This window comes from Actinopolyspora sp. BKK2 (assembly GCF_011291845.1).
Taxonomy (GTDB): domain Bacteria; phylum Actinomycetota; class Actinomycetes; order Mycobacteriales; family Pseudonocardiaceae; genus Actinopolyspora; species Actinopolyspora saharensis.
Window position 1 is genome coordinate 247478 of sequence record NZ_JAANTE010000002.1, and the last position, 26964, is coordinate 274441.

Sequence of the window (26964 nt, forward strand, 5' to 3'; positions counted from 1 at the left end):
GAGTGAGGTCAGGAGGCGACGTGCCACGTGCGGAACTCGCGGATTTCCTGCGCACCAGGCGGGCTCGCCTCACCCCGGCCGACGTGGGCGTGCCCTCCGGGCAGCGCAGGCGCACACCGGGGCTGCGTCGTGACGAGGTGGCCCGGCTCGCCCACATGTCCGTCGACTACTACACCCGCCTGGAGCAGGCCCGCGGACCGCGTCCCTCCGCGCGCGTGCTGGACACGCTCGCCGAAGCTCTGCACCTCTCGCTGGCGGAGCGAGCGCACCTCTTCCGGCTGGCCGGCGCGGCCCCCGTACCTCCCGCCGAACCGGTGCGTCGCGTTCGCCCCCACGTGGCCGCGATGCTGCACCGGGTCCCGGGCACGGCTGCTCTCGTCACCGACGCCACCTACAACGCGGTCGCCTGGAACCCCCTGGCGGAGGCCCTGCTCGAAGGTCTGCGGGACGAGCCGAACCTCGCCCGCCGCCACTTCCTGCGGCTCGGGCCCGCCGAGAGTCCCGAGACGGAGGCGTTCGGGCCCATCGCGGCGGCGCGACTGCGCGCGGCCAGCGCGCGGTACCCGAACGACGAACCGCTCTCCCGGCTGCTGTCCGAGCTGTTCGCCCGCAGCGCCGAGTTCCGCGGACTGTGGGACACCCACCCGGTCCACACCCCCGGGAACCGGCGCAAAGTTCTCACCCACTCCGAGCTCGGTCGGCTCCGCGTCAACTGCGACGTGCTGCCGATGGACGAGGACGACCAGCAGCTCGTCCTCGTCACGGCCGATCCCGGGTCCCCAACGGCCGAGGTGTTCGCCCGGCTGGGCGAGCGGCACGGCTCGTAGTTCGGGCGGCCTCACCCGCCGCGGGAGCGGTGGGAACCGGTGACCACGCACCGCCGGAACGCGGAAACCCCGGCACCGGCTTTCGGGAATCCGTCGAATCCCCGAGGCGCTGCCGGGGGAATCGATAATCGCGCAGGGCGTGAAAAGTGCCGTGATGACCGCGCTCGGGCACGAATCGTGCGGATCGTATTACGCAGTGCGCACTGATCCGCGCGTCCTGCCGGATCGCGGTGTTCGACCGTTTCGCCCGGCTTTCGCGTTGTCCGCGCGGACAAGGAAACGGGAAAACTCGTGTGGGACCACATGAATACGCCGTGGGTGAGGTCACCTACTATCCACCGCACACTTACCGCGAATACACGTGTTGGCCTCGCGACACGAACGTCGATCCAGCAGTCCGCCTCGTCGGGAGTGCATGTGCCATCTCGGCTGAAGGAGTAGCAGTGTTTGAGATCAGCCCATCGGTACTGACGACCTTCGCCGCGTACCTGGTCGTCATGATCGTGATCGGGGTGTGGGTGTACCGACGAACCAACACCCTCGCGGACTTCGCTCTCGGCGGCCGTCGCCTGAACGCCCCGACGGCAGCGCTCTCGGCGCAGGCCAGCGACATGTCCGGATGGTTGCTGCTGGGCTTGCCCGGAGCGGTCTACGCCCAGGGGGTGGGGGCGACCTGGATCGCGGTGGGACTCGCCCTCGGCACCTACCTCAACTGGTTGTTCATCGCTCCACGGTTGCGCACCTACACCGAGCGGGCGAGCAACGCGGTGAGCCTGTCCGCCTACCTGGAGTCGCGCTTCGAGGATCGGAGTCGGGCGCTGCGCATGGTCTCCGCCCTGGTGATCGTGGTGTTCTTCACCGTGTACGTGGCCAGCGGTCTCGTCGCGGGCGGCGTGCTGTTCGAGGACCTGTTCGGCGTGGACTCGAGGCTGGCGATCACCGTGTCCGTGGCGGTGATCGTGCTGTACGCCTTCCTCGGCGGCTTCCTCGCGGTGAGCTTCACCGACGTGGTGCAGGGAACGCTGATGTTCCTGGCCCTGCTGGTGCTGCCGCTGATCGGAATCACCCTGCTCGGCGGGTTCGGCGGGCTGGGGAGCTCGCTGGCCGAGCACTCCCCGGCGCTGCTGGACATGGGGCAGGAGGCGAGCTTCACCGACGGGAGCTGGTCGAGCGGCAGCGAGCTCGGGTTCATCTCGATCGTGTCCCTGCTGGCCTGGGGGCCGGGCTACTTCGGCCAGCCGCACATCCTCGCCCGGTTCATGGGCATCCGCAGCGTGCACCACATTCCGGTGGCCCGCCGGATCAGCATCAGCTGGGTGCTGGTGACCCTGGCCGGGACCTCGCTGGTCGGCCTGGTCGGCATCGGTCTGCTGGACCAGCCGCTGGACAACCCGGAGCGGGTGTTCATCGCGCTGGCGCAGCAGCTGCTCAACCCCTGGATCGCAGGCGTCCTGCTGGCCGCCGTGCTCGCCGCGATCATGTCCTCGGCCGACAGCCAGCTGCTGGTCGCCTCCACGGCGTTGACCGAGGACTTCTACCGCGCCTTCGTCAACAGGACCGCCTCGGAGCGGGCCCTCGTGTGGGTCGGGCGGGGCGCCGTGATCGTGGTGGCGATCGTCGCCTACGTGATCGCGCTCGGCGGTGGTGCTGTGCTGGACATCGTGTCCTACGCGTGGGCCGGCTTCGGTTCCTCCTTCGGCCCGGTGATCCTGCTTTCGCTGTTCTGGTCGCGCATGACCTGGACCGGAGCGCTCGGCGGCATCGTCGGCGGCGCGGTCACCGTCGTGGTCTGGCAGAACGTGGACGTGCTCAACGGAACGGGCGTTTACGCGATGATCCCGGGCTGGGCCGTGGCGCTGCTGGCCATCGTGGTGTTCAACGGGCTAGGCAAGCGCCCCGAGCGGCTCTGGTCCGGGGACATGAGCGAGCCCGTCGAGGAGCGCACGACCGCGGCCGCTGATTGATGCCTCTCGTTCGGGCCGGAGCGGGCGCTTCGGCCCGATCAGCGGAAGAAGCTCCGGTGCGTGAGTCGGATGCAGTGCGAGGCCGAGCAGCTCGCCGCGCAGGTGGCTGCTCACCAGCGGCCCAGCGCTCCCGAGGTGCCGACTCACGTGCCGGCTGCCCGGTCACCTGCGCAAACCGCCGTACGCACTCTCCGAGGTGAGTGTTTTCCCGGAGTTCGCTCGGTGCGAGTACTGATGCCCCGTCCACGATCTTGATGATGTGCTGAGTTCCCGAGGGGCGGAACTCACACGATCGTGTCTGAGGCGTGGAGCTCTCCCCGGTTGGAACCGGACGAGTGAACGGGAGAGTGTCGGTGCGGCGAAGCGATTCCTCCGGGCGTGCGACCCGGGAGAGCACTCGCGCGAACGAAGGGGTTTCCCCGGACTGGGTGGTGACCGCCCTCGCGCTGTTCGTCGGCTGGTACCTGACCGCGCGCTACGTCGGGGACAACTACGGCTGGTACTGGCCCTGGGTTCTGCTGGTGCTCTGCCTGCTCGTGCTGTTCGGCCGGCGGAGGAGGTCGAAGAGGTCGTCCCGGAGGGGCCCCGGGCATGAGAGGCCTTCGGCGCGTCGGGAACGAGCGGACGAGCGGCGGACGAGCCAGGGAACGCCGCCGGTCACCGACGGGGGCCGGGACCGGCGGCGCTGCACTCACGCCGCTTCGGAGGGCTCACCCGCCGGTGTGCGCGTGTCGCGGGACAGCCTCCGCAGCACGACGACGGCCGCGGCGAAGAACGCGAGCGCGACGAGCAGGCCGATCGAGCCGCTGCCCGTCAGCCCGAGAGCCAGGTAGCCGATCGCGGATACGCCCGCGATGATCAGCGCGTAGGGCAGCTGGGTCACCACGTGGTCGATGTGGTGCGCCTGCGCACCGGCCGAGGACATGATCGTGGTGTCCGAGATGGGCGAGCAGTGGTCGCCCCAGATCGCACCGGCCAGCACCGCCCCCAGCACGGGGAACATCAGCCCGGGATCGGTCGAGGCGGCTATGTCCGCGGCGATCGGCAGCATGATGCCGAACGTTCCCCAGGACGTGCCGGTGGACAACGACATGAACCCCGCTATGAGGAAGATCAGCAGCGGGATCAGCGCGGTGTCGATGCGCCCGCTGACCAGGCCGGCGAGGTACTCCCCCGTGCCCAGCTGGTCGATCACCTCGATGATGGTCCAGGCGAACAGCAGGATCCAGATGGCGGGCATCATCGACCTCACCCCGGACCACAGCCCGCGCCCCAGGGCCGCGTTGCCGGTGCCGCGGCGACGGGCGAGGAGGAGTGCGACGATCCAGCCGACGAGCCCGCCGCACAGCAGCGAAGTGGGCACGTCGGTGCTCTCGAGGACCGAGAGCGGAGTGACCTCGGAGCTCGCCCGCGCCCCTGTCACGATCATCGCGGTGACGGTGGCGATCACCAGGGCCGCGATGGGCAGCACGAGGTCCCTGATCCTGCCCGCGGGGTTGACCGGCTCGTCCCCGGTCCCGTCCGCGGCGGTCCCCTTGGCCGGATCGGTGAGCCCCCGGCCGCTGAGAGCCCGCTTCTCGTGGGTGCGCATCGGACCGACGTCGAGGCCGAAGAACACCACGCAACCGACCATGAGCAGTGCGATCAGGGCGTAGTAGTTGACGGGCACGGTCCTGAGGAAGGCTTCCAGCCCGCCCGCGCCCGCGAATCCGCTCACCGTGGCCATGCCGGCGAACACGGAGATTATGTAGGCGCCCCAGCTGGATATGGGCATGAGAATGCAGATCGGGGCCGAGGTGGAGTCGACGGTGTAGGCGAGCTTGGCCCTGGATATTCCGTGCCGGTCGGTAACCGGGCGGGAGACGTTGCCGACCACCAGCGCGTTGAAGTAGTCGTCGATGAACAGGATCACCCCGAGCAGCGCCGGGAAGGAGAGCGTCCCGCGGCGCGTCGCGAAGCGGTGAGCGGCCCATTCCGCGAACGATCTGCTGCCGCCGCACGTCGAAATGATGGCCGCGGTCATCCCCAGGACGATCAGAAAGCAGAGAATGAACACGTTGCCGGTGTTCACCCCGCCGTCCGACACGAATATCCCCGTCACGATCTCGTAGAGCATGCCCAGGGAGGGCAGCGGTTCGAACCCGTTCAGCAGCGCCGCACCGGAAATGATTCCGATGCTCAGCGAAAGCAGAACTTTTCGTGAGAGCACGACCAGCCCGAGAGCCAGTATCGGTGGGATCAGGGATAAGAACGAGTCGGACATCGGCGCGCTCCTGGAGAATTCTCGGGGCTGTTTGACGTGGCCGCACCGCGGCGTGGAGGATACGGTACCGACAGGCCGCAAGGGGGCGAGGTGCTCGCTCGGTCCGGACTTTCCGGGTGTGGTTCCCGGCCGGATGCGGCTTCGGATCGAGTCGAGTCGGGTTCGCTGTCGGTTACATTTCTCCGCGTCGTATCTGCTCGGGGCGTGCTTGGGAGTGGCCCGTTTCATCGGGCGGTCCGGGCCGTGGCCGCCTCGACCAGGATAGCAAAAATGCCGGTGAAACTATTTTTCCCCGACTGGCGCTCTCGGCGGATACCCTGCTGGTGACGCGATGATTTCCCGTACTTTCTTGACCCGGTGTTCACGGCGCCGAAACAGGATTCGAACACGCTCGGTGCGCTTTTCGTTCCGCTGCGGGAATCGTTCCGGGTGCTGCGGGCTCCGGGGCGAAGGGGGTGTTCAGCCGTCGGGTGGTTGCGGAGCTCCTCCGCGCTCCTCCGGGCGGGTGGCGGGCCGCGGCGGCTGCTTCGCCGGCTCGGTCGAGTCTTCCCTCCGGCGGCGAAAGCTGACGCAGTGAACTCGGATGCTGCTCCGAACGAGTGAGAACTCGATCAAAACCTGATCTGAACGAGTGATACCCGGCTTCTTCGGGGGCACGTTCAGTCACATTCGCGGCAGGATTCGACTGAACGTGTCGAAGGGAGAGCCATGGTGAGATTTCGTACCCGCCGCAAGGACGGGGTGGTTTACCCGATGGAGGAAGGAGACGGAAAGAGGGGGAAAGGAGGAAAAATCCTCGGTGCCAGCGTGGCGGCGATGCTGGTGTACTCGGGGGGAGGTTTGGGAACAACATCCCTCGGCGGTGTGGTCGGCGGCGGGGAATCGGCCGGGGTGTCGGCGGCCGATTCCGCGGTGGTGCGCACGGTCCGGCAGAACCTCACCGCGAGCAAGCGAGCAGCCCGCAAGGGCAAGAGGAAACGCGCGTGGAGCAGACTGCGCCTGCGGCGAGGACCCCGACGTCCGCACGAGGCGGCGGAGTGCGCGGTTCTCTCCCACGGCGGGGTGCGGGACTTCTTCCTGGAGAATCCGTGCCGCGGGCTGGACCGCGTGCAGTTCCCGCTCACCGACGCGAACGGCGGCACCGTCGTGGTGCTGGTGTCCTGGGTGCGCATGCCAGGCAGGAGGCGGGCCCGCGAGTTCAGGGAACTCATCGACGTGCACGGCACCGGCGACATCCGCCCCGTGGTGCCCGGGACCCGGTTCACCGGGCACCACTACGACTCGCAGCGGCGCGGCAGCACCGTGGTGGTGGCCGAGGCCGAACCGGCAGGCGGAGGAGCACCGGAGGAGGTGCTCGAGACCGTCCCCGAGGTCGCCACGAAACTGCCCGCCCCCGGGAAGGGATGACCTCACCGGGAAGCGGACCCGCCGTCGAGCTGCTCCACGGTGGCGATCGACGGTGACTCGGTGCGCCGCAGCCGGTCGGCGACCTCCTCGGCCGCGCGCAGCGCGCGGATCGGGTTGTGCCAGGTCAGCTTGGCCAGGTCCTGCTCGGACCAGCCGCGGTCGAGCAGCTCGGCCACCAGCTCGGGGTAGCAGGACACGTCCCCCAGCCCCGAAGTGGTGAACACCGTGCCGTCGAAGTCGCCGCCGAGCCCGATGTGGTCGACCCCGGCCACCTCGCGCATGTGGTCGAGGTGGTCGGCCACATCGGACACGCGCGCGACCGGGCGCGGTTCGGCCTCCTCGAACTCCCGGCGAGCCCGCCACGCCTCGTCCTCCTCGGCCAGCGGGTGCAGCCCCCGCTCGGCCAGGTACCGGTCGAGCCGGGCGTCCCACTCGGCGACCTCGGGAAGCACGAACTTCGGCACGAAGGTCGCCATCGCCACCCCGCCGTTGTCCGGCAGCGCGCCCAGCACGTCGTCGGGCACGTTGCGGGGGTGATCGCAGACCGCCCGCGCGCTGGAGTGCGAGAAGATCACCGGGGCGCGACTTGCCCGCAGCGCGTCGCGCATCGTGTCGGCGGAGGTGTGCGACAGGTCCACCAGCATGCCCAGTCGGTTCATCTCGCGCACCACCTCGGCCCCGAATCGGGTGAGCCCGCCCGCGACTGGTTCGTCGGTGGCCGAATCGGCCCAGGGCACGTTGTCGTTGTGCGTGAGCGTCAGGTAGCGCACCCCGAGCTCGTGCAGCCCGCGCAGCGCCCCCATCGAGCAGGCGATGGAGTGCCCGCCCTCGGCCCCCATCAGGGAGGCCGTCCTGCCGAGCTCGCGGGCCCGCTCGACCTCGGAGGCCGAACCGGCCCACGCCAGTCGCTCCGGGTAGCGCTGGAGCAGCGCGCGCACGCAGTCCACCTGCTCCAGCGTCGCGGTCACCGCGGTCTCGCCCGCGAGGTCCGTGCGCACGTACACCGACCAGAACTGCGCACCGACCCCGCCGGACTCCAACCGCCCCAGATCCGTGTGCAGCGATTCCGACTGGTCCTCGGTGAGTTCCCTGCGGGCGAGGTCGTAGCCGACCTGCTCCCGCAGCGCCCAGGGCAGGTCGTTGTGACCGTCCAGGACCGGGGTGGTGGCCAGCAGCCTTCGGGCGCGGTCGCGCGATTCGGCGCGCGCTGTCTCGCTCATGGGGGCACCGTTCTCTCGGTTCTCGGCCGACACCGCGATGATCCCAGCTCGCTGCGCAGCACTTCCCGGTGGCGTTGCCGCCGGGGGGCGGGTCTGCGATTTTCGAGGTGGACGGCGGGATCCGGAACCACCGCCGGTGAGCAGCGCGTGAGGAGTTGGGGCGTGTCCGCACCGACAGTGGCACCGACAGTGGCGTTCGACGTTTTCGGGACCCTCGCCGACCCGGCGAGCTACGCGCTGGGGCTGCGACCGCACACGAGCGAGCCCGAGGTGATAGCGGCCTCGTGGCGGCGCTACCAGCTGGAGATCTCCTGGTTGCTCACCGCGGCGGGCCGCAAGCTCGACTGGTCCACGGTGACGGCTCAGGCCCTGGACATGGCGCTGGCGGCCACTCACGTTCAGCTCGGCGAGCAGCAGCGCGCGGCCGCGCTGGAGCGGGTGGCCGTGCCCGAGCTGTTCGAGGGCGTGCCCGAGGTGCTGGACGAGCTCGTCGGCCGCGGGGTCAGGATGGCCGTGTTCTCGAACGGGGACGTCGGGGGACTGGACAGGATCCTCGCCGAGCACGGGATCGCGGACCGGTTCGAGGAGGTGGTCGGCTGTTCCGAGGTCGGGGCGTTCAAACCCGCGCCGGAGACGTACCGGCACCTGGCCGCGCGACTGGAGGCCCCGCTCGAGGGGATCTGGCTGGTTTCGGCCAACCCGTTCGACTGCGCCGGGGCGGCCCTGGTGGGAATGCGGGTGGCGCAGCTGGCTTCGCCAGCGAGCCCGAAGTACCCGTTCGCCCCGGAACCGGAGCTGGTCCTCGACGGACTCGCCCAGCTGCCCGAAGCCCTGCCGTGGGAGTGATCGTGCTCCTCTGGAGCTTCCGCGCTCCGCGCGGTTTCCGGTAGCACTGTTCCGAATCGCCTCCGCTCCGGATAATGTGACGCGACTCGCTCCGAGAGCTTTTCGCAACCGTGGTCGTCGAAGCGGACAGGAGGCGGGATCGTGGCGGAGGCGGACGTCGTCGTGGTCGGTGCCGGGCTCGCGGGTCTGGTCGCCACCTACGAACTCACCCGTGCCGGGCGTTCCGTGCTGGTGGTCGAGCAGGAGAACGCGGACAACCTCGGGGGGCAGGCCCACTGGTCGCTGGGAGGTCTGTTCCTCGTGGACAGTCCCGAGCAGCGCAGGATCGGAATCAGGGACGACCACGAGCTGGCACTGCGGGACTGGATGGGCTCGGCCGCCTTCGACCGGCCGGAGGACTACTGGCCGCGCCGCTGGGCCGAGGCCTACGTGGCCTTCGCGGCCGGTGAGAAACGCGCCTACCTGCGGGGGCTGGGCATGCGGTTCATGCCCTTCGTCGGCTGGGCCGAGCGCGGGGACGGCACCGCCACCGGCCACGGCAACTCCGTCCCGCGGTTCCACTTCGGCTGGGGAACGGGACCCGAGATCGTGCGGGTGTTCGCCGAGCGGGTGCGCGAGGCCGAGCGCGCCGGTCTGGTGCGCTTCGAGTACCGCCACCGGGTGGACGAGCTGCTCGTCTCCGGAGGCGCGGTCCGGGGAGTGCGGGGCAGCGTGCTGGAGCCCTCGGCCGAACGACGTGGGGTCGCCTCCTCGCGGACGGTGGTCGGCGAGTTCGAGCGCCGCGCGCAGGCAGTGGTGGTGGCCTCGGGTGGCATAGGGGGAGATCATGATCTGGTGCGGCGGAACTGGCCGGAACGGCTCGGCCGGCCCCCGGAGCACATGCTCACCGGAGTGCCCGCCCACGTGGACGGCCGGATGCTGGACGTCGGGGAGCGGGCCGGGGCCAGCGTCGTCAACCGCGACCGCATGTGGCACTACACCGAGGGCATCGCCAACTGGGATCCGGTCTGGCCCGGGCACGGCATCCGCATCCTGCCCGGCCCCTCCTCGCTGTGGCTGGACGCGACGGGCAACCGGCTGCCCCCGCCGTACTTCCCCGGCTTCGACACGATGGGAACGCTGCGGCGCATCCTGGCAACCGGCCACGACCACAGCTGGTTCCTGCTCGACCGGAGCATCCTGGCCAAGGAGTTCGGCCTCTCCGGTTCGGAGCAGAACCCCGACCTGACCAACAAGAGACTGCGGGACCTGCTGTCCAGAGTGGGCGGTGGGCCGCCGGGGCCGGTCGCGGCGTTCGAACGTCGCGGCGCGGACTTCGTGGTGCGGGACAACCTGCGCGATCTGGTCGCGGGGATGAACGAGCTGACCGGGCACCGACTGCTGGACCACGAGAGGGTGCGCCGCGAGGTGGTGGCGCGGGACCGCGAGATGCGGCGCCCCTACGGTAAGGACGCGCAGATCACCGCGATCCGCTCGGCACGCCGGTTCGCCAGCGACCGGGTGCTGCGCGTCGCGAGCCCGCACGAACTGCTCGACGCCCGACACGGGCCGCTGATCGCGGTGCGGCTGCGCGTGCTCACTCGCAAGACCCTGGGCGGTATGCGGACCGACCTGGACTCCCGGGTGCTGCGCCCGGACGGCGAGGTGCTGGAGGGGCTCTACGCCGCGGGCGAGGCCGCAGGATTCGGTGGGGGCGGGATGCACGGGTACAACGCACTCGAGGGCACCTTCCTCGGCGGGTGCGTCTTCTCCGGCAGGAACGCGGGCAGGGCGCTGGTGCGGGACCTCGGCTGAGCGACCGTTCGCGAGGAGCGGCCCCGGGCGGACTCGGAGACGGGGAAGCCTCGGAAACCGGCCACCGGGTGGTGTCCGTACCCCGGCGCTGCTACTCCGAACCCGTTTCGGCCGCCTTGTCGAGCTCGGGGGCCCAGACGTGCCAGCTGGACAGCTCTATCGGGCACTGGTAAGCCACCAGTCTCCCCTCCGAGGAGTTGACCAGGGTTTGCGCCTGCTTCTTGTTGATGATCGCGCGGTGTGAGCACACGGTGCAGCGCGGCGCGTTGCTGTAGTTCCACATCGTCAACGAGGACGTCCCTTGCGAAGTCGGGGCCGGCCGGTTCGGCGCCCGGTCTACCGGTTCGACCGGGCCGAAGCCACCCGGCCGGGGGGCGTGTGCCGAACGGCACTCGGGGAATGCGCGGTTTTCGCCGGACCGGGCCGGGAGCGGGCGGCGTGGGCGGAGCGGCGCTGCCGCGTCGGGGAGCACCGGACCACGCTGACCGGGGCGGCGGTCCCAGGTCACCCGCCGTCGACCCAGCTCTGGGGAACGGCGACGTGCAGTGCGTTGCGCGCCACGGACACCTCCTGCGGGGTGCTGGCGACCAGTTCGCCGTCGATGTTGATGGGCATGTCCGGCTTGGTCTCGATCCGCACCCGCCGGGTTCGGATGTGCTCGGCCTGGTCTGTTTCGAGCAGCTCGGTGCTCTTGAACTTCCGGGCGACGGTGAGCAGTTCGCGGACGTTGCCGTGCCTGATCACCGTGATGTCCAGCGTGCTGTCGTCGATGCCGGAGTCGGGAACGGCCAGCTGGCCTCCGCCGAAGTAGCGCCCGTTCGCCACGGAGACCTGCAGCAGGCTGTTGTACTCCCTGGGCTCGTGATCGCCGTCGGGAAAGCTCAACCGGGCGGGGAACGGGCGGTGCCGCACGAATCCCTTGAGCGAGGCGATCGGGTAGGCCAGCGACCCGATGCGCTTCTTCAGGGCAGGGGACATGGCGGTGGCCACGTTGGAGCCGATACCGATCGAGGCCCGGTTGGCGTAGTAGTTGTTGCCGCACAGCCCGAGGTCGATGTCGACGACCTTGCCGTGGGCTATCGTTCGGCACGCCTGCTCCAGGTCCGTGGGGATCTCGAGCGTGCGGGCGAAGTCGTTGGCCGTGCCGAGGGGCAGCAGGCCCATCGGCACCCCGGTGTGCGCCAGCACGTCGACCACAGAGCTGATGGTCCCGTCGCCGCCGCCGATCACGACGAAGTCGTGCCCGTCGTCCACGGCCGAGCGCACCGTCTCCACCAGCCGGGCGGGGTCCCGCAGCGGATAGGTCGTCCCGAGGGGGACCCCCTGGGCGGTCAGGCTCCGAATCGCCTGGGAGTAGGCGATGCTACCGGTGCGGGACAGCGTGTTGACCACCACCGCCACCCTGTTCACGGTTTCGCCGTTCGTGGACACCACTGCTCCTGTCGGGTCGGCTGCGCCGGACACTTCGCAGTGTATGCGGACGACGGGCGTGTGCTCCGCGGTGTGTGGTGCGCACTACTCGCAGCTGCCTCCGCTCGGCGGGGCGGAACGAGAAACGGGGGCGGGGCTCGCGCGTGGCGGCCCGCCCCCGCGGGTGCTTCCGACGGTGCGGCCGCGGCCTTCAGCTCGCGGTCGTCGGCGCGTCGGTCGGCGTCTTCTCGATGTAGGCCACGGAACGGTGCGCGGGCAGCCGCACTGCCATGGAGTAGTAGTAGATCGCCACGCTCCACACGGCCAGCACGACGGCGCCGAGACCGATGCCGATGGCCCCGTCCCCGCCGCCGAGGAAGCTGCCCCCGGCCTCGGAGGTCGGGTCCACCTCACCGAAGTAGCTGACCACCATCAGCCCCGCGAGCCAGATCGGGAACCACGAGCCGGACTTGAAGTCGATCGGCGGTGTGTCGTGACTGGTGAAGGCGTGGTAAACGGCGAAGACCACGTAGCCGACCAGCAGTCCGATCAGCATCTTCTCGTTGATGGACCAGCCGGACCAGAACACGAGCAGCGTGGAGGCGAAGAAACCCAGCAGCGGGATGGTGTCCCCGCCGGGCAGCCGGAAGGGGCGCTGCTGGTCCGGCAGCTGGCGGCGCAGGGCCCCCACGACCAGGCAGCCCGGTGCGAAGGACACGGCGAAGGCCGAGGTGATGAAGCCGATGAACTTCGACCAGGCCGGGAACGGCAGGAAGAAGAAGCAGCCGACCACGAACATCAGCAGGATCGACACCCACGGGACGCCGCGGTTGTTCAGCTTGGCCAAGGACTGCGGTGCGTTGTCGTTGCGGGCGTTGGCGTAGGACAGCCTGGTGGTCACGCCCGCGTAGATCAACCCGGTGTCGGCCGGGGAGACGACCGCGTCGATGCGCAGCAGCACGGCCATCCAGAAGGCCCCCAGCGCGATGGCCAACCCGGCCAGCGGGCCCGCGCTCTCACCGAAGGAGAGGTTCGCCCAGCCGTCACCGAGCAGCTCCTGCGGCAGCCCCGTGATGAACGCGATCTGCAGCAGCACGTAGATCACCGCGGTGACCAGCACCGACCCGATCAGCGCGAAGGGCACGTTGCGCTGGGGGTTGCTGGTCTCGCCCGCGAACTCGACGCCGTTGCGGAAGCCCAGGTACGAGAAGGCGATGCCCGCGGCGGGGATCGCGGTGAAGACGGCTCCCGGGCCGCTGGGTGCGAACCCGCCGAACTCGGTGAGGTTGCCCGGATTGAACGCCAGGGCGAACAGCACCACGATCACCAGCAGGATCACGAGGAGCTTCCACCAGACGAGCAGGTTGTTCAGGTAGGCGAACAGTCGTACGCCGAGCACGTTGATCGCGCTGTACAGCGCCATCAGCCCGATCGCCACGAACCAGCCCGCACCGTCGACGAGGTACTCGCCGTCGACCTTGTTCATCAGCCATCCCGCGTAGGGGTAGGCGTACTGCATGGTGGCGAGCACCTCGATGGGCGTCACCGCCGCGGCCGCGAGCCAGTTGATCCAACCGGAGCTGAAGCTGGCGAAGGAGCCGAAGGAGTAGTGCGGGAAGCGGATGACTCCGCCTACGACCGGAAACATCACCGACAGCTCGGCGTAGGAGAATCCGATCAACATGATCATGATCGCGCCGATGATCCAGGACAGGATCGCTGCTGGGCCGGCGATTTGGGAGGCGTACAGGGCGCCGAACAGCCAGCCGGAGCCGATGATCGCGCCGACCCCGGTGAACAGCAGGCTGATTTTGTTGACGTCCCTGCGCACGCCGTGATCGAGCTGCACCTTAGCCTGCGTCGGTTGCGCAGTTGGTGTCGCCATCTATTCGCCCTTTCCAAGCTTTTGCAAGGTAGATGATTACTTTGAGCGTGGACTCTCTAGGATTCGAGCGGGATCGTCAACACGAAACGGTTAAATGTTCAAGCCAATAAGTAACATTTTGTGTACAGAGCTGTGTTCTGCCCCCGCACGGACGTGCGCGAATCGGACTCCGGGAAAGACGGCAACGGAGTCGGGCGGGCGAACTCGGAGGGCACGACTTCGCGGGGCGCGTGGCCCGCGGGCGTCCCCCACCGAAAGGGGCGCTGGACAGCGGCCGGCTCGTTCGGCGGGCAGGCGGTTCGGCGCCCGCCGGTAGCAGAAGCGGCTGCTCCTTTTGTCCGACGAGCGAGCGACGAGTCGCGGAAACCGCCACGGCGGTGGCGGAACGTCCTACTCGGGAATGCTCACCCGGCCGTGTTCGGCGCGTCGGTCGGAGTCTTCTCGATGTAGGCGGCGGCCCGCCGGGAGGAGAGCCGCACGGCCATGGAGTAGTAGTAGATCAGCACGCTCCAGCCCGCGATGATCAGCGCTCCGATCCCCACGTTGACCGGGCCGTCCCCACCGGGCAGGACCAGGGCCGGGTCGGCGGGCTCGTTGGGCGTCACCTCGCCGAAGTAGCTCAGCACGAGTATGCCCAGCAGCCACACGGGGAACCACGAGCCGGACTTGAAGTCGATCGGCGGTTTGGCGTGCTTGCCGAACAGGTTGTAGGCGGCGAAGACCACGTAGCCGACCAGCAGTCCGATCAGCATCTTCTCGTTGATCGACCAGCCGGACCAGAACACGAGCAGGCTGGAGGAGAAGAACGCCAGCAGCGGGATGGTGTCCCCGCCGGGCAGCCGGAAGGGACGGTGCTGGTCCGGCAGCTGGCGGCGCAGCGCTCCGATCACCAGGCAGCCCGGTGCGAAGGACACGGCGAAGGCCGAGGTGATGAAGCCGATGAACTTCGACCAGGCGGGGAACGGCAGGAAGAAGAAGCAGCCGACCACGAACATCAGCAGCACCGAGACCCAGGGAACCCCGCGCCGGTTGAGTCGGGTCAGCGCCTGCGGCGCGTTGTCGTTGCGGGCGTTGGCGTAGGACAGCCTGGTGGTCACGCCCGCGTAGATCAGCCCCGTGTCGGCGGGCGAGATTATCGCGTCCACCCGCAGCAGCCAGGCCAGCCAGACCACCCCGAGCAGCAGCGACAGCCCCGCCAGCGGCCCGGCGCTCTCCGCGAAGGTCAGCTGGTGCCAGCCCTGCCCCAGCACTTCCCGCGGCAGCCCCGTGACGAAGGCGATCTGCAGCAGCACGTAGATCACCGCGGTGATCAGCACCGATCCGATCAGCGCGAAGGGCACGTTGCGCTGGGGATTGTTGGTCTCGCCCGCGAACTCGACACCGTTGCGAAAGCCCAGGAAGGAGAAGGCCACCCCGGCGGCCGGGATCGCGGTGAAGATCGTGCCGAGCCCCTCCGGGGCGAAGCCGCCGAAGGCGGTGAGGTTGCCCGGGTTGAACGAGACCGCGAAGAACACGATGATCACCAGCACGATCACCGCGAGCTTCCACCACACCAGGATGTTGTTCAGCCGGGCGAAAACGCCCACCCCCAGGGCGTTGATCGTGCTGTACAGCGCCATCAGCGCTATCGCGATCAACCAGCCGTATCCGCTGACCAGGTACTCACCCTCCACAGGGGTCATCAGCCATCCCGCGTAGGGGTAGGCGTACTGCATGGTGGCGAGCACCTCGATGGGGGTTACCGCGGCCGCTGCGAGCCAGCTGATCCATCCCGCGCTGAAGCTGGCGAAGGAGCCGAAGGAGTAGTGCGGGAAGCGGATGATGCCCCCGACCACGGGAAACATCACCGACAGCTCGGCGTAGGAGAATCCGATCAGCATGATCATGATCGCGCCGATGATCCAGGACAGGATCGCTGCCGGACCGGCGATCTGCGAGGCGTACAGGGCGCCGAACAGCCAGCCGGAGCCGATGATCGCGCCGACCCCGGTGAACAGCAGGCTGATCTTGTTGACGTCCCTGCGCACGCCGTGATCGAGCTGCACAGTGGCGCTGGTGGGAGAAGCGGTCGGTGTTCCCATCTGTCCACCTCATTCGAGTGACTGAAAACACCAAGGTGTTTGCCTAGCACTCTCGGTCACGAAGCGGTGCTCGGCAACACGGAGCGGCAGCGCCTGCTTTTCCGCTCGGAACTGCGCCACCCTGTCCCAGGGTGGCGGGGTCGCGGGCAGTCGGTGCGCGGCGGTGCGGGAGCTTCCGGCCCGATCAGAAGGAACGTTCCGCGCGAAACCGCGCGAATCGGGGGCGTCCGGAGGCAGTGCGCCGCGGGCCGTGTTCCCCGTCGCGGGAGCCGGTGACGGCCCCGCCGAACGATCCTCCGGGCAGGCGGGGAAAGAGGAGGCCCCGCTACTGCCTGCGCTTCATCCCGTCGAAGGCGATCCGGGTCACGGTTTCGGCGATCTCGTCCTTGCTCAGTCCCTGCCGCGGCCGGTACCACTCGATCAGCGAGTTCACCATCCCGAACAGCAGCCTGCTGGTCAGCGCGGGGTCCAGGTCGGAGCGCAGGTTTCCCGTCCGTTCGGCCTCGGCGACCAGCTCACCGACGAGGTGGTCGAACTCCCTGCGCCGCGCCAGGGCCTGACGCTCCACTTTGCTGTTGCCCCGCACGCGCAGCAGCAGCGTGACGAACGGGAGCTCGTCGATGAGCACCTCGACGCTGCGCCACACCACGTGGTGCAGCCGGTCCATGGGGTCGCCCTCGCGGGACCGCGGTTCGTCGAGCACCGCGAACAGCGCGTCCAGGGCCCGGTCGACGCCCATGCGGAGCAGTTCCTGCTTGCTCGAGACGTGGTGGTAGATGGCCGACTTGGTGATGCCGAGCCGCTTGGCCAGGTCCTCCATGCTCGTGCCGTCGTAGCCACGTTCGTGGAAGACCTTCACGGCGGTGCGCAGCAGGGAATCGAGGTCGTAACCGGGTTTTCTCCGTCCCGCGCCGTCGCTCGTGCTCGCACCCACCATGTTCGCCAGTCTCGCAGTGTCCTTCCACCGACGTCGCCGGGCCCGGCCCGCTGCGATCTCCGGGAGCCCGATCCAGCCCGGACTCAGCCCTCGCGCAGGTCCACGACTCGCCGCGACTTGCCGGTCGAGCGCTGCAGCGTCTCGGGGGCCACGAGCTCCACCGCGGCGCTGACCCCGATCGCGTCCTTGATCGACGTGGCCAGCGCGGTGGAGGCCGCGGGGTCTCCCGAGGCCGTTTCCCCGTCGGTCTCGACCCGCACGCACAGCTCGTCGAGCCGCCCGCGGCGGGTCAGCTCGAGCTGGAAGTGCGGGGACAGTCCCGGCTGCCGGAGCACGAGCTCCTCGATCTGGCCTGGGAAGACGTTGACCCCCCTGAGCAGGATCATGTCGTCGGTGCGCCCGGTGACCTTCTCCATCCTGCGCATCGCGGGGCGGGCCGTTCCGGGCAGCAGCCTGGTCAGGTCCCTGGTCCGGTAGCGGATCACCGGAGTCGCCTCCTTGGTCAGCGAGGTGAAGACCAGCTCGCCGTGCGTGCCGTCGGGCAGGCTCGCCCCGGTGGCGGGGTCGATGACCTCCGGGTAGAAGTGGTCCTCCCAGATGTGCGGTCCGTCCTTGGTGGCCGCGCACTCGCTCGCGACTCCGGGGCCCATCACCTCGGAGAGGCCGTAGATGTCGACGGCGTCGATCCCGGCGGACTCCTCGATCTCCGCGCGCATCTCGGCGGTCCACGGTTCGGCGCCGAAGATGCCGATGCGCAGGGAGGTGCTCCTGGGGTCGATCCCCTGGCGGCGGAACTCGTCCAGCAGCGTCAGCATGTACGAGGGGGTGATCATGATGATCTCGGGCCGCAGGTCGTGGATGAGCCGGACCTGGCGCTCGGTCATGCCTCCGGAGGCGGGAATCACCGTGCAGCCGAGGCGTTCGGCTCCGTAGTGCGCGCCCAGTCCGCCGGTGAACAGTCCGTACCCGTAGGCGATGTGCACCTTGTGCCCGGGGCGCCCGCCCGCCGCCCTGATGGAGCGCGCCACCACTTCGGCCCAGTGGTTCAGGTCCCGCTCGGTGTAGCCGACGATCGTGGGATTGCCGGTGGTGCCGCTGGAGGCGTGGACGCGGCTGAGTCGTTCCTGCGGCACGGCGAACATCCCGTCGGGGTAGTTCGCGCGCAGGTCCTCCTTGGTGGTGGTGGGGAACTTCGCCAGGTCGGACAGTCGGCGGCAGTCCTGCGGGCGGACTCCGGCAGCGTCGAACTTGCGCCGGTAGCACGGCACGTTCTCGTAGGCGTGGTGCAGGGTTTCGCGCAGTCGTTCGAGCTGGAGCTCGGCCAGCTCGGAACGGTTCAGCTCCTCCGCCGGGGTCGACTCCACGCGCCCGTGCGCACTCCCGTCCGCTCCCGCGTGTCGGATTCCCACTTCTCCGCGGATCGTGTCGGTCATGTTTCGCCGTCCTTTCGGGACTCGACGCTGCGGCTGTGCCCGCGGAACTCGGCCACGGTCTCGGAGTCGGGTTCGCCGCGGAACACCGTCGTGTCGTAGATGCCGCCGCGGCCCCGGGTGTGTCGTTCGACGGCTCGGGCGTAGAGCACGTCGTCCTCGTGCACGGGAGCCAGGAAGGTGATCTGCGCGCTCGCGGCGACCGTGACGGGACCGTGGCTGTTGCAGGCGCAGGCGAAGGCGGTGTCCGCGAGCAGGAACACGTAGCCGCCGTGGGCGATCGAGTGTCCGTTGACCATCTCGTGGGTGACGCGCATCCGGGTGAGCGCCCGGCCGTCGGTGGCCTCCAGCAGCTCCACTCCGAGCGCCTTGGAGGCCTGGTCGTCCTCGAACATGGCCGCTGCCGCGGCGGCTATCGGTGCCCGTTCCGCGTCCAACTGGCTTCACCACCTTGAATACTGACCGAACAGTCGGTCACTGGTTTTCACCTCTCACCGGGTTCTCGGCGAGGTGTCCGCTGTTCGGTTGCCGGTTGTGCCGTGGGCAACTTTTGATGCGGTGATTGTGCACGAGCTTGTTCTACGTCACAATGCTTACTGACCGATTGGTCGGTTGGTGAGAGTGGGCCGAGTGCGCCTGCCGCGGGGCCGACAACCACGCGAACGTGATTTTCGAGGGAGAGCGCGAGGATGGAACCGCTGCGCAGCTACACCGCGGGCCGGTGGCGGAGTCCCGCGGACGAGGGAACCGCGCTGTACGACGCCGTCACCGGCGGGGAGCTGGCCCGGCTGTCCACCGCGGGCATCGACAGGGCCGCCGCGCTCGCCCACGGCAGGGAGGTCGGCGGTCCCGCGCTTCGCGAGCTGACCTTCCACCAGCGCGCAGCCCTGCTCAAGTCGCTGGCCTCGCACCTGAGGGAGCACCGGCAGGAGCTCTACGACCTCTCGGCGAGCACCGGCGCGACCAGGGGGGACTCCAAGTTCGACGTCGACGGCGGCATCGGGGTGCTGTTCTCCTACTCCAGCAAGGGCAGGCGGGAGCTGCCGAACTCCACCGTTCACGTCGACGGGGGAACGGAACCGCTGGGCAAGCAGGGCACCTTCCTCGGGCAGCACATCGCCACCCCGCTGCGGGGAGTGGCGGTGCAGATCAACGCCTTCAACTTCCCGGTGTGGGGCCCGCTGGAGAAGCTGGCACCGGCCTTCGTCGCGGGGGTGCCCACGCTGATCAAGCCCGCCGAGCAGACCGCGCACCTGACCCACCGGCTCGTGGAGCTGATCGTGGAGTCGGGAATCCTGCCGGAGGGCTCGGTCCAACTGCTCTGCGGCAACGCGGGGGACCTGCTGGACCACCTGACCGAGCAGGACCTGCTCTCGTTCACCGGCTCCGCCGCCACGGCGCAGCGGATCCGCGCCCAGGACAACGTGGTGCGGCAGTCGGTGCGCTTCAACGCCGAGGCGGACTCGCTGAACTGCTCGGTGCTCGGACCCGACGCCACGCGGGACACCGCGGAGTTCGACCTGTTCGTGCGGCAGCTGGTCACCGAGATGACGGTCAAGGCCGGGCAGAAGTGCACCGCTGTGCGCAGGGCTTTCGTTCCCGAAGGACGTGTCGACGAGGTGGTGGAGGCCGTCGCGGACCGCCTGTCCGGGGTCGCGGTGGGCGACCCGCGCAACCCCGAGGTGGACATGGGAGCGCTGGCCGACCTGGAGCAGCGGGAGGAGGTCCGGCGCGGCCTCAAGGGGCTGCTGGAGGCCGGACGGCTGGTCCACGGCGATCCGTGGCAGCCCTTCGAACCGGTCGACGCCGACTACGAGCAGGGAGCCTTCGTGCCCCCGATGCTGCTGCGCTGCGACGACCCCGAACAGCCCCAGCCGCACGAGATCGAGGTGTTCGGACCGGTGGCCACGGTGCTGCCCTACCGGGACGCCGAGCACGCCGTCGAACTGGCCAACCGGGGAGGCGGGAGCCTGGTCGGTTCGGTGGTCTCCGGCGACACCGAGTTCGTCCGCGAGGTGGTGCTGGGCGCGGCCTCCCGGCACGGCCGGATGCTGGTGCTCAACGGCTCCGACGCGGAGGAGTCCACCGGGCACGGCTCCCCGCTGCCCCAGCTGGTGCACGGCGGCCCCGGCCGCGCAGGCGGGGGCGAGGAGATGGCCGGCATCCGAGGGGTGCTGCACCACATGCAGCGCACCGCCGTCCAGGCGGATCCGGACACGCTCACGGAGCTGACCGGGCAGTGGTTCCCCGGAAGTACGCGGACCACCACCGATGCCCACCCCTTCCGCAAGCACCTGGAGCAGCTGCGGATCGGGGACAGCGTCGTGGGAGGACCGCGCGGGATCACCGCGGAGGACGTGCGGCACTTCGCCGACTTCACCGGCGACGAGTTCTACGCGCACACCGACGAGGCGGCGGCCGCGGCCAACCCGTTCTTCGGGGGGCTGGTGGCGCACGGCTACCTGGTGGTCTCGCTGGCGGCGGGGCTGTTCGTCTCCCCCGAGCCGGGGCCGGTGCTGGCCAACTACGGGCTGGAGAACCTGCGGTTCCTCACCCCGACCTATCCGGGTGACGAGATCACGGTGACTCTCACGGCCAAGCGGATCACACCACGGCACAACGCCGACTACGGCGAGGTGCGCTGGGACGCGGATGTGACCAACCAGCACGGCGAGTCGGTGGCGAAGTACGACGTCCTGACCCTGGTCGCCAAGGAGGGGGCGACTTCCGAGTGAGTCGTCGACGGGAATCGGAAATCGGAACCGGCCGAGGCGGGGCGGTTCCCAGCGGGAGAGGTGAAGCGGTGTGAGTACCGAAGAAGCCACGCTCGGCACCGAGTCGGAGCTGCGGGACCACTTCGAGGACCGGATCGCCAGGGACCAGCGCATCGAACCGCGGGACTGGATGCCCTCCGGCTACCGCGAAACCCTGGTGCGTCAGATCGCCCAGCACGCCCACTCCGAGATCATCGGGATGCAGCCGGAGGGGAACTGGCTCACGCGTGCCCCCAGCCTGCGCCGCAAGGCGATCCTGCTGGCCAAGGTCCAGGACGAGGCCGGGCACGGCCTCTACCTGTACTCGGCGGCGGAGACGCTCGGCGTCGACCGCTCGGAGCTGACCGACAAGCTGGTCACCGGGCGCCAGAAGTACTCCTCGATCTTCAACTACCCCGCGCTGACCTTCGCCGACATCGGAGTGATCGGCTGGCTGGTGGACGGCGCGGCGATCGTGAACCAGGTGCCGCTGTGCCGCGCCTCCTACGGCCCCTACGCCAGGGCGATGATCCGCATCTGCAAGGAGGAGTCCTTCCACCAGCGACAGGGCTACGAACTGCTGATGACCATGATGAGCGGTACCGCGAAGCAGCGGGCCGCCGTGCAGGACGCCACCGACCGCTGGTGGTGGCCCTCGCTGATGATGTTCGGTCCCCCGGACGGGGACTCGCCCAACACCCGCCAGTCGATGGAGTGGGGCATCAAGCGCCACACCAACGACGAGCTGCGCCAGAAGTTCGTGGACATGACGGTGCCGCAGGCCGAGGCGCTCGGGGTGAGCCCGCCGGACTCCGGCCTGGTGTGGAACCCCGAGCGCGGGCACTACGACTTCTCCGAACCCGACTGGGCGGAGTTCCGGCGCGTGCTGAAGGGCGGCGGCCCCTGCAACGCCCAGCGGGTCGAGCGCAGGCGCGCCGCGCACGAGGAGGGAGCGTGGGTTCGCGAGGCCGCCGCGGCCCACGCGGCCAAGCAGGCCGAACGAGGGGAGGCGGCGCTGTGAGCACCGGACCGGACCGGGAGGGCACCGAGGGCGCGCGGGCCGCGTGGCCGCTGTTCGAGGTCTTCGTGCGCGGCAAGCGCGGACTCAACCACGTGCACGTCGGCTCGCTGCACGCCCCCGACGAGGAGATGGCGCTGCACAACGCGCGCAACCTCTACACCCGGCGCAACGAGGGGGTCAGCATCTGGGTGGTGCGTGCCGAGCACATCACCGCGTCCAGCCCGGACGAGAAGGACCCGTTCTTCGCGCCGAACGGTGACAAGGTCTACCGGCACCCCACCTTCTACGAGATACCGGACGACGTCCCGCACATCTGACCGAGATCTTCCGCTCGCCCCCGATTCGGTCCATCGACACGACAGGGCGGGGAAGCATCAGTGAGCACAGCGGACGTCGCCCCGGACGGAGGTTCACACCATGTCCTTCGACAACGCTTACGAGGCCATCGCCGAAGCGCACCCGGAAGGGGACGCGCGCTGGGCCTTCGGCACCGGCTTCGAGGACCCGCTGTCCGGGGTGGACACCACCGTTCCGGGCGGGGTCGACCGGGCCGATCTGGCGAGCTACTGCCTGATGCTCGGTGACGACGCGCTGATCCTCGCGCAGCGGCTCACCGAGTGGGTGACCCGCGCCCACGAGCTGGAGGACGAGGTGGCGCTGGCGAACACAGCGCTCGACCTGCTCGGCCAGGCACGCGCGCTGCTGGCACGCGCGGGCACGGTCGACGGAAGCGGCCGGGACGAGGACGCGATGGCCCACTTCCGCTCCGAGGACGAGTTCCGCAACGTGCGGCTGGTGGAGCTGCCGCGCGGGGACTTCGGCAGGACCGTGGCCGAGCTGCTGGTGTTCTCCACCTGGCGACTGGCCCTGCTGAACCGGCTCACCGGATCGGCCGATCCGGTGCTGGCGGCGGTGGCGGCCAAGGCGGTCAAGGAGGTCACCTACCATCGCGACTACGCGGCCCGCTGGGCCGTGCGCCTCGGGGACGGCACCGAGTACTCGGCCGAGCGGCTGCACGCGGGGTTGGCCGATGTGCTCCCGTTCGCCGAGGAGCTGTTCACCCCGCACTCCGTGGAACACCGCCTCGAACGGGCCGGTGTAGCGGTCGACCCCGCTGCGCTGCGCCGGGAGTTCGACGAGGTGCTCGACCAGGTGTGCGCGCGGGCCACCGCTACCCGTCCCGAAGTCACCCCCGTGGGCACGCTCGCGGGCAGAGCGGGCCGGGACGGGGTCCACACCGAGCACTTCGGCTACCTGCTGGCCGAGATGCAGAGCCTCGCTCGCAGCGATCCGGAGGCGACATGGTGACCGGAGGTGAAGTCGACACGTCCGCGGCGCGGGCCGTGGCCGAGACGGTCACCGACCCGGAGCTGCCGATGCTGACCCTCGCGGACCTGGGCGTGCTGCGCGACGTCAGCCCGAGCGGGGACGGCGGGGTGCTGGTCACGATCACGCCGACCTACTCCGGCTGCCCCGCGCTGACCGAGATGCGCACCGACCTGCTGCGCGAGCTGAACCAGGCCGGTTTCACCGACGTGCGGATCCGCACCGAGCTCTCCCCGCCGTGGAGCAGCTCCTGGATCACCGAACGGGGCAGGAGCAAGCTGGCCGAGCACGGCATACACCCCCCGGACGACTCCGCGGCGGGCGCCGCGGGGATTCCCGGCACAGCGGGAGGACCGGTCCCGCTGACCCTGGAGCCACCGCGCAGGCGCGTCAGCTGCCCGAGGTGCGCATCGACGCGCACGGAGCGGACCTCGGAGTTCAGCGCAACCGCGTGCAAGGCGCTGTACCGCTGCCTGAGCTGTCTGGAGCCCTTCGAGTACTTCAAGGAGATCTGAGTGTCGACGCCGACGGTTTCGAGTCAGAGGACGCGGAGCGGCAACGCCTTCCACGCGCTGCGCGTGGCCGACGTCGAGAAGCTGTGCGACGACGCCGTCGCCGTCACCTTCGACGTGCCGACCGAGCTGGCCGAGCTGTTCGACTTCCGGCCGGGGCAGACGCTGACCCTGCGGCGGTGGACGGCCGAGGGCGAGCACCGCCGCAGCTACTCGATCTGCGCTCGGCGCGGCGAACGCCTCCGCATCGGTGTCCGCCTGGTCCCGGGCGGCCTGTTCTCCGGCTGGTTGACCGGCGAGGTCGACGTGGGCGACGAGATCGAGGTGCAGCCCCCCTCCGGGCGGTTCACCCCGGAACCGGACACCTCGGGAAGGCACGTGCTGATCGCGGCCGGATCCGGGATCACCCCGGTGCTGTCCATCGCCTCCTCGCTGCTGGCCGAAACGGACTCCACGGTCGCCGTGGTCTACGGCAACAGGCGCAGCGACACGGTGATGTTCATCGACGAACTGGCCGACCTCAAGGACCGGTACCCGGCCCGGTTCGAGCTGGTGCACGTGCTCTCCAGGGAGCCGCGCGGCTCGGAGCTGGTCACCGGCAGGTTGGACGAGGACAAGCTGCGGGGGCTGCTCGGCACGCTGATCCCGCTGGACGGTTCGGAGCGCTGGTGGCTGTGCGGGCCGCACGGAATGGTCGAAGCGGCCGGGCGCGTGCTCGACGATCTGGGAGTTCCCCCGGGCAGGGTGCGCCGCGAACTGTTCTACGTGGACGAACTCCCTCCCGAGCCCGTGCGGCACGAGGAGACGACCGGCGACGGTTCCGCCGGCACGGGCAGGGTCACCCTGGACGGGCGCACCACCGAGATCGCGCTGGACCGGGGAACTCCGCTGCTCGACGCGGCGCAGCGGGTGCGTTCCGATCTCCCGTTCGCCTGCAAGGGCGGGGTCTGCGGCACCTGCAGGGCCAGAGTGATCGAGGGACAGGTGCGCATGCGGCGCAACTTCGCCCTGGAGCAGTCCGAACTGGACGACGGCTTCGTGCTGACCTGTCAGGCGCTTCCCGTGTCGGAGGAAGTGGCGGTGGATTACGACGTCTGAGGTCGTGTAGATCGCGGCTCGGTTGGCGTAGTGGGTTCTGTGGCGGAACCTCAGCCGGCGCCCGGCTGCGGGTGCCCCGACATCGGGTAGCGGCCTACACAACGTCGGGGCCGTCCTCGCCGGGCACTCGGCTGAGAACCCGCGGCGGTGCCGACTGCTCGGGGCGTTTCGACGCTGTCGGCGCCGAAAGGAACCCCTGGGCGGGGTAGACCGGCCGGAAAACACAAGTCAGGACCCGGCCGAGGTTCGTCGTCCCGCTACGCGGGCCGCTTCGCGCCGACCGCTCACTCCTCCTGCATCGACTCGCCCAGGTCCTCGACGAGGTCTCCCAGCGCCGAGGTGACGCTGCCCTCCTCGGCCGAGTCCTCCACCATGTCCCCGATTCCCTCGAGTGCTTGGCCGAACCAGCTCACGACTCTCCCCTTTCCTCCGGTGGGCGTTAGGTCTCTCGCTTCGTCCTGCGGTGTCGATCCCCCGGTTGCGCCGGTCGTCCGGTCGTCCGGTCGTCCGGTCGAGCGGCGAAGCCGCTCGCCGCGCAGGTGGCTGCGCACCAGCGGCCCAACGCTCCCGAGGCGCCGACTCACGTGCCTGCTGAGCAATCACCTGCGCGCAGAGCACCGCTGCGCGGCCTCGATCACTCCTCGTCGCCTTCCTCTTCCTCGCCCTCGAACGCCTCGTCGAGCATCATCCCGCCGACGGCGCCCGCCGCGACTCCGGCGGCTCCGGCAGCGACCATGCCCCCGACTCCGGGCCCTCCGGAGTGGCCCGAGTGCTCGTGCTTGCCGTGGGAGTCGTGCCCTCCGCCGAAGAAACCGCCCGCGGACTGGGCCACGGCCTCCAGCCAGCTGCGGATCTCGGAGGTCCAGTCGGTGTGCACCGCTTCCTCGTGGGAGCGGTGAATCCTGCCGAGCGCGTCCCCGCCCGAGGTGAACAACCCGCCGCGCCGGTCGGCCTCCAGCACGACGTCGACGCTGTCGGCGCGGGTGACGAAGGTCAGCTCGATCTCGTTGATCCGGCCGGAGAACTCCGGCGGAGCGAAGAACTCCAGCTCCTGGTAGAAGGGGAACTCCTGGGCGACTCCGCTGATCGTGCCGTGCTCCACGTCGGCGCTCTTCAACTGGGCCCCCATGCCGAACAGCGCTTCGATCGCGGGCAGCTGGCAGGGCAGCGGTTCCACGTGCAGCGGGTCCATGTCACCGGTGTCGACCGCGCGCGCGACCGCCACCTCGGTGCGCACGCCCACCCGCATTCCGGGCAGCGCCTGACCCCGCAGCGCGGTTATCGGGGTCTCCCAGGGCAGGGGGATCTCGAACGGGATGTTCGTGTGCTGCTCGGCTTCCAGCTGGAAGTCCTCGGCCACCGTCACTCGCCGGAACTCCAGTGCCCCCTGCTGGTCGTCGGCGGTTTCGACCTGGGCGATCAGGACCAGGTCGATCCGCTGTATCCGGGTGCTACCGCTGGCCCCTCCGATGCGCACCTCGCCGGAGACGCTCTCCCCGGGCTGGCAGGGTCCTTCCCGGAGGACGGTGTCCACCGAGGGGCCGCCGATGCCGACCGCTTGCAGCATTCGCTTGAACATGTCCAGTCCTTCCGTAGCGGGCCGTCTCGCCGGGTTCGACGGCGAATTCGTCGCGCGAACGGAAGGGTTCCGTGAAAGGTTCCCCCGGCGTGGCCACGTCCGGTGATCGTTACTTCATCGTGAGTCCGTTCCGGGGCCGCGGGGCGTCCCCGGGATGAGCGGAGCCGCGATGCCCACCTCGTTTCTCGGCGCCGCCGGGGATCAGCCGTGGGACTCGCGACGAGACCTCGGCCGGGGTTCCCCGGGGCGCCGAGCAGGCCGAGTCGTGGATCCCCGAGTCAGTCGACGAGGTTGGCTACCGCCTGTGCCCAGCGGAAGTACTTGTTGGTCCCCAGGTCCCGCACCGTGCGGATCCCGAACGCCTCTTCGAGCAGGTTGGCGTCGTTCTCGCTGACCCCCTTCAGGGCCGACACCGGGGCGTCGGCGAGGTCGGAGATCGCGTACTCCTCGTACGCCTTGTTCAGCTTCTCTGCGATGTCGGTCATACGACTCCTTCGGACGCGTGCTTGCGGGGCGGGGTCGATCGCCCCGTGAGTTGTTAACACGCAGCGGAGTCGTCCGAACACGGAGATGTTGATCTTCTCACGTCCGATTCGTCCGAATGCGGGAGA

Annotated in this window: 23 protein-coding genes; 11 read left to right on the forward strand and 12 right to left on the reverse strand. The window is 69.5% G+C overall.

The annotated features are described in order from the left end of the window. The first annotated feature begins 20 nt into the window (after positions 1-20). Positions 21-827: a helix-turn-helix domain-containing protein gene (locus G9Q41_RS04950; protein ID WP_165631961.1), complete on the forward strand. Its 807-nt coding sequence runs from the start codon at positions 21-23 to the stop codon at positions 825-827. Positions 828-1270: 443 nt separating this feature from the next. After that, positions 1271-2791: a sodium/proline symporter PutP gene (putP, locus tag G9Q41_RS04955; RefSeq protein ID WP_092525618.1), complete on the forward strand. Its 1521-nt coding sequence runs from the start codon at positions 1271-1273 to the stop codon at positions 2789-2791. 691 nt (positions 2792-3482) lie between these two features. Here putP and G9Q41_RS04960 read toward each other — a convergent pair. Then, on the reverse strand, positions 3483-5054 hold the full coding sequence (locus G9Q41_RS04960) for a Na+/H+ antiporter NhaC family protein (RefSeq protein WP_092525620.1): 1572 nt from the start codon (positions 5052-5054) through the stop codon (positions 3483-3485). A gap of 708 nt (positions 5055-5762) precedes the next feature. On the opposite strand from G9Q41_RS04960, the gene G9Q41_RS04965 reads away from it, so the two are divergent. Beyond that, the gene (locus tag G9Q41_RS04965) at positions 5763-6461 is read left to right on the forward strand and encodes a hypothetical protein (RefSeq protein ID WP_207630567.1); all 699 of its coding nucleotides are present in this window, start codon (positions 5763-5765) and stop codon (positions 6459-6461) included. Positions 6462-6463: 2 nt separating this feature from the next. Here G9Q41_RS04965 and G9Q41_RS04970 read toward each other — a convergent pair whose 3' ends face one another. Beyond that, on the reverse strand, positions 6464-7681 hold the full coding sequence (locus G9Q41_RS04970; RefSeq protein WP_092527908.1) for a dipeptidase: 1218 nt from the start codon (positions 7679-7681) through the stop codon (positions 6464-6466). A gap of 162 nt (positions 7682-7843) precedes the next feature. Here G9Q41_RS04970 and G9Q41_RS04975 point away from each other — a divergent pair, with 162 nt between their 5' ends. Both G9Q41_RS04975 and G9Q41_RS04980 read left to right on the forward strand, forming a co-directional pair. Beyond that, the gene (locus G9Q41_RS04975; RefSeq protein ID WP_092525624.1) at positions 7844-8527 is read left to right on the forward strand and encodes an HAD family hydrolase; all 684 of its coding nucleotides are present in this window, start codon (positions 7844-7846) and stop codon (positions 8525-8527) included. 138 nt (positions 8528-8665) lie between these two features. Next, entirely contained in the window at positions 8666-10321 is a 1656-nt protein-coding gene (locus G9Q41_RS04980) for an FAD-binding dehydrogenase (RefSeq protein WP_092525626.1), read from the forward strand. A 91-nt stretch (positions 10322-10412) separates the two neighbouring features. Here G9Q41_RS04980 and G9Q41_RS04985 read toward each other — a convergent pair whose 3' ends face one another. The 7 genes from G9Q41_RS04985 to paaI form a co-directional block, all read right to left on the reverse strand. Next, the gene (locus G9Q41_RS04985) at positions 10413-10604 is read right to left on the reverse strand and encodes a hypothetical protein (RefSeq protein ID WP_092525628.1); all 192 of its coding nucleotides are present in this window, start codon (positions 10602-10604) and stop codon (positions 10413-10415) included. Positions 10605-10825: 221 nt separating this feature from the next. Next, positions 10826-11752 (reverse strand): lipid kinase, encoded by a 927-nt coding sequence (locus G9Q41_RS04990; RefSeq protein ID WP_139186584.1) that lies wholly within the window; start codon positions 11750-11752, stop codon positions 10826-10828. 190 nt (positions 11753-11942) lie between these two features. Beyond that, complete coding sequence (locus G9Q41_RS04995; protein WP_165631960.1) at positions 11943-13616, reverse strand: APC family permease; 1674 nt, start codon at positions 13614-13616, stop codon at positions 11943-11945. Positions 13617-14020: 404 nt separating this feature from the next. Then, positions 14021-15697: an APC family permease gene (locus tag G9Q41_RS05000; RefSeq protein WP_165631959.1), complete on the reverse strand. Its 1677-nt coding sequence runs from the start codon at positions 15695-15697 to the stop codon at positions 14021-14023. A gap of 325 nt (positions 15698-16022) precedes the next feature. Then, positions 16023-16634 (reverse strand): TetR/AcrR family transcriptional regulator, encoded by a 612-nt coding sequence (locus tag G9Q41_RS05005; protein WP_165631958.1) that lies wholly within the window; start codon positions 16632-16634, stop codon positions 16023-16025. A gap of 83 nt (positions 16635-16717) precedes the next feature. Further along, on the reverse strand, positions 16718-18067 hold the full coding sequence (gene paaK / locus G9Q41_RS05010; protein ID WP_207630566.1) for a phenylacetate--CoA ligase PaaK: 1350 nt from the start codon (positions 18065-18067) through the stop codon (positions 16718-16720). Continuing rightward, positions 18064-18501, reverse strand: coding sequence for a hydroxyphenylacetyl-CoA thioesterase PaaI (gene paaI / locus G9Q41_RS05015; RefSeq protein ID WP_207630565.1), 438 nt, complete (start codon positions 18499-18501; stop codon positions 18064-18066). The genes paaK and paaI overlap by 4 nt, the downstream gene beginning before the upstream one ends. Positions 18502-18753: 252 nt before the next feature. On the opposite strand from paaI, the gene paaZ reads away from it, so the two are divergent. The 6 genes from paaZ to paaE all read left to right on the forward strand — a co-directional run bounded on the left by paaZ (position 18754) and on the right by paaE (position 24774). Continuing rightward, complete coding sequence (gene paaZ / locus G9Q41_RS05020; protein WP_165631957.1) at positions 18754-20799, forward strand: phenylacetic acid degradation bifunctional protein PaaZ; 2046 nt, start codon at positions 18754-18756, stop codon at positions 20797-20799. Between the two features lie 70 nt (positions 20800-20869). Further along, entirely contained in the window at positions 20870-21838 is a 969-nt protein-coding gene (gene paaA / locus G9Q41_RS05025; RefSeq protein ID WP_165631956.1) for a 1,2-phenylacetyl-CoA epoxidase subunit PaaA, read from the forward strand. Beyond that, positions 21835-22155 (forward strand): 1,2-phenylacetyl-CoA epoxidase subunit PaaB, encoded by a 321-nt coding sequence (gene paaB, locus G9Q41_RS05030; RefSeq protein ID WP_165631955.1) that lies wholly within the window; start codon positions 21835-21837, stop codon positions 22153-22155. The genes paaA and paaB overlap by 4 nt, the downstream gene beginning before the upstream one ends. 100 nt (positions 22156-22255) lie before the next feature. Further along, a complete protein-coding gene (paaC, locus tag G9Q41_RS05035; RefSeq protein ID WP_165631954.1) occupies positions 22256-23146 on the forward strand; it encodes a 1,2-phenylacetyl-CoA epoxidase subunit PaaC in 891 nt (296 codons plus the stop codon). After that, complete coding sequence (gene paaD, locus G9Q41_RS05040; RefSeq protein ID WP_165631953.1) at positions 23140-23679, forward strand: 1,2-phenylacetyl-CoA epoxidase subunit PaaD; 540 nt, start codon at positions 23140-23142, stop codon at positions 23677-23679. The genes paaC and paaD overlap by 7 nt, the downstream gene beginning before the upstream one ends. After that, the gene (gene paaE, locus G9Q41_RS05045; protein WP_165631952.1) at positions 23680-24774 is read left to right on the forward strand and encodes a 1,2-phenylacetyl-CoA epoxidase subunit PaaE; all 1095 of its coding nucleotides are present in this window, start codon (positions 23680-23682) and stop codon (positions 24772-24774) included. 284 nt (positions 24775-25058) lie between these two features. Here the strand turns inward: paaE and G9Q41_RS22240 are convergent, their stop codons facing one another. The 3 genes from G9Q41_RS22240 to G9Q41_RS05055 form a co-directional block, all read right to left on the reverse strand. Beyond that, complete coding sequence (locus G9Q41_RS22240; protein WP_278250798.1) at positions 25059-25187, reverse strand: hypothetical protein; 129 nt, start codon at positions 25185-25187, stop codon at positions 25059-25061. A 221-nt stretch (positions 25188-25408) separates the two neighbouring features. Continuing rightward, the gene (locus tag G9Q41_RS05050; RefSeq protein ID WP_165631951.1) at positions 25409-26353 is read right to left on the reverse strand and encodes a sporulation protein; all 945 of its coding nucleotides are present in this window, start codon (positions 26351-26353) and stop codon (positions 25409-25411) included. Positions 26354-26631: 278 nt separating this feature from the next. After that, positions 26632-26838 (reverse strand): hypothetical protein, encoded by a 207-nt coding sequence (locus tag G9Q41_RS05055; protein WP_092525651.1) that lies wholly within the window; start codon positions 26836-26838, stop codon positions 26632-26634. Between the last annotated feature and the right edge of the window lie 126 nt (positions 26839-26964).